Source organism: Frankia sp. AgKG'84/4 (assembly GCF_023242965.2).
In the GTDB taxonomy this organism is placed as follows: Bacteria; Actinomycetota; Actinomycetes; order Frankiales; family Frankiaceae; genus Frankia.
The window spans coordinates 1-2,702 of sequence record NZ_JALKFU020001176.1; the positions used below are offsets into that span (position 1 = coordinate 1).

3 protein-coding genes are annotated in these 2,702 nt (G+C 74.4%); 2 read left to right on the forward strand and 1 reads right to left on the reverse strand.

The genetic code is table 11. The features are described from left to right. Positions 1 to 305: hypothetical protein (locus MXD58_RS28355; protein WP_250611233.1), on the forward strand; the 305-nt coding region annotated here is incomplete at its 5' end. Between the two features lie 113 nt (positions 306 to 418). Further along, positions 419 to 952, forward strand: a complete 534-nt coding sequence (locus MXD58_RS28360; RefSeq protein ID WP_248837666.1) for a sigma-70 family RNA polymerase sigma factor — start codon at positions 419 to 421, stop codon at positions 950 to 952. Here the strand turns inward: MXD58_RS28360 and MXD58_RS28365 are convergent. Beyond that, a partial coding sequence (locus tag MXD58_RS28365) for an AAA family ATPase (RefSeq protein WP_250611235.1) occupies positions 939 to 2,702 on the reverse strand: 1,764 nt, incomplete at its 5' end. The two genes, MXD58_RS28360 and MXD58_RS28365, sit on opposite strands and share 14 nt — an antisense overlap.

Sequence of the window (2,702 nt, forward strand, 5' to 3'; positions counted from 1 at the left end):
CCTCGGCGGCAGCGGGCACACCGGCGGACGGACGCCAGGCATCACCCTCGGGACCCGCCCCGGGTCAGGCGTCCCGTGCGGGCTCGGGACCCGGCGCCGACACCCGGCACGTCGCGCGCGCCGGCAGGGCGGCGAGCGCGCTGCGCCGTCATCCGGTGCTGGTGGTGACGGCGGCGGCCGTGCTCGGACTGCTGCTGGCGGCGCTCATCGGCGGCCTGTACGGCTACACCCACCGGTCGCGCGCCGCCGTGGCCTCATGGTTCGCCCCGGAGCCGGACGGGGCGAGCGTGATCCTCGCCGAGTGAGACGGCGGCGCCTGGGAGGGTAGGGACAGCCCTCTCGCGCTCGGGGGTGGTCCCGCCCGGGTGCAGGGTGCGCTCCGTGGCGACGGTGGGGGGCGAACGGCGACGGTCGGTGCATGACCCGCTTCCCCGCCGACGCCAGCTTCGCTGACCTCGTCCACGATCACCGCGCGGCCCTGCTGTCCTACACGAGTCGGCTCACCGGCGGGGACCGCGGACGGGCGGAGGACGTCGTCCAGGAGACGTTCCTGCGGGCCTGGCACCATCGCGACCGGCTGACCCCGGAACAGGGATCGGTGCACGGCTGGCTGCGCCGGGTCGCGCACAACCTGGCCGTGGACGGCCACCGCGCGCGGCGGTCCCGGCCGCTGGAACTCGAGCTCGCCGCGGAGCACACCGAGGTCGCCACCGCGCCGGACCACGCGGACGCCGTCTCCCTCACGACGGTGGTCGAGGGGATGCTCGGGCGGATCTGGCCGGAGCACCGGGCGGCCGTCGCCGAGGTGTACCTGCGGGACCGGACCTGCGCGCAGGCCGCGGTGGCGCTGGGCATTCCCGAGGGGACGGTCAAGAGCCGTGTGCACTACGCCCTGCGCTCCCTGCGCCGCCAGGCCGAGTGCACCGAGCTGCGCGGGGTCAGCGGGGGGTGAGGGCGGCGGTGACGTCGCCGGGGAGGAGCCGCTGCAGGTCGGCGTGGGTCGGGGCGGCGATCGAGCGCAGCCGGCCGGCCTGGCGCACGATCACCCGGTCGAGCATCTGACGGGCGTACCGGCCGTTGCCGAACGTCTCGCCGCGTTCGAGGGCGGCGAAGTGCCGGGCGAGAAGGTCCAGGGCGTCGGGGTGCGGCTCGTAGCCCGACGACCGGGCAAGGCGCTCGAAGATCGCCACGAGTTCGTCGGGGGCGTAGGAGGCGAAGGTGATCTGGTGGCTGAACCGGGAGGCGAGACCGGCGTTGCCGGCCAGGAACCGGGCCATGTCGGCGGTGTAGCCGGCCGCGATGACCACGACGTCGTCGCGGTGGTCCTCCATCAGCTTCACGAGCGTGTCGATGGCCTCCCGGCCGAAGTCGTTGCCCTCACCGTGGGCGGTGAGGGTGTAGGCCTCGTCGATGAACAGCACACCGCCGCGGGCCTTCTCGAACACCTCGGTGGTGCGCGCCGCCGTGTGTCCGACGAACTGACCGACCAGGTCGGCGCGGGCGACCTCGACGAGCTGGCCGGAGCGCAGCACGCCGAGCGCGCCGAGCAGCTGCCCGTACAGTCGGGCCACCGACGTCTTGCCCGTGCCGGGTGCCCCGGCGAAGACGAGGTGGCGTGCCAGTGACGGCGCGGGCAGGCCGGCGAGCAGCCGCGCCTTCGTCGACGCGATGAGGTCGACAAGGTCGCAGACCTCCCGCTTCACCTCGGCCAGGCCGATCATCTCGTCGAGCTGGCGCAGCAGCCCGTCGACCGCGCCATTGCCCTCCCCGGCCACGCCGCGGCCACCGGTGTCGACCTCGGCGATGTCCTCGGGCAGCAGCCGGGCCAGTTCGAGCTCGGGGACGTCGGGGGTGCCGGCCAGCCGGTACGCCTGACGCCCGAGCATCTCCTCGAACACGCCCCGGGCGACGCGGGCGTTGCCGAACGTCTCGGTGCGGGGCAGCTTCTCGAAATGCGCCAGCAGGGCCTGCTGGGTCTCGTACTCCAACGCGTAGCGGTGGCCGCGACACAGCCGCTCCACGATCGTGACGAGTTCGGCGCTGGCATAGCTGTCGAACACGATGGTCTTCGTGAACCGGGAGGCGAGGCCCGGGTTGGCCGAGAGGAACGTGCGCATCTGCGCCGAGTAGCCGGCGACGACGACCACGACGTCGTCGCGGTGGTCCTCCATCAGCTTCACCAGCGTGTCGATGGCCTCCCGGCCGAAGTCGTGCGATCCCTCCGGGGTGAGCGTGTACGCCTCGTCGACGAACAGCACGCCGCCGAGGGCCTCCTCGAAGCGCCCGGTGGTCTTCACGGCGGTGCCGCCCACGTGCTCGGCGACGAGGTCGGCCCGCGCCACCTCGACGATCTGGCCGGTGCGCAGCACGCCGAGCGCGGCGAGGATCTGCCCGAACAGCCGCGCGACCGTCGTCTTTCCCGTGCCCGGCGGGCCGGCGAAGACCAGGTGGCGTGACATCGGCGGGACGGCGAGGCGGGCCTGGCGGCGCCGCCGGGCGACCTGGTGCAGGCCGACGAGGGTGGCGACCTCCCGTTTCACCGGTTCCAGGCCGACGAGCGCGTCGAGCTCGGCGAGTAGCCGGGCGACCGCGTCCGGCGCCGCGGGGCCCCCGGGTGCCGGCGGGTTCGGCCCGGCCGGATCGGCAGGGGTGTGTTCCGCCTGGACCGGCGGTCTCGCCGACGCCGGGCGGTCCCCCACGGC

What these genes read in the sequence shown, in the direction of transcription:
- MXD58_RS28360 (WP_248837666.1), top strand. Translation starts at nt 419, where the DNA reads ATGACCCGCTTCCCCGCCGACGCCAGCTTCGCTGACCTCGTCCACGAT.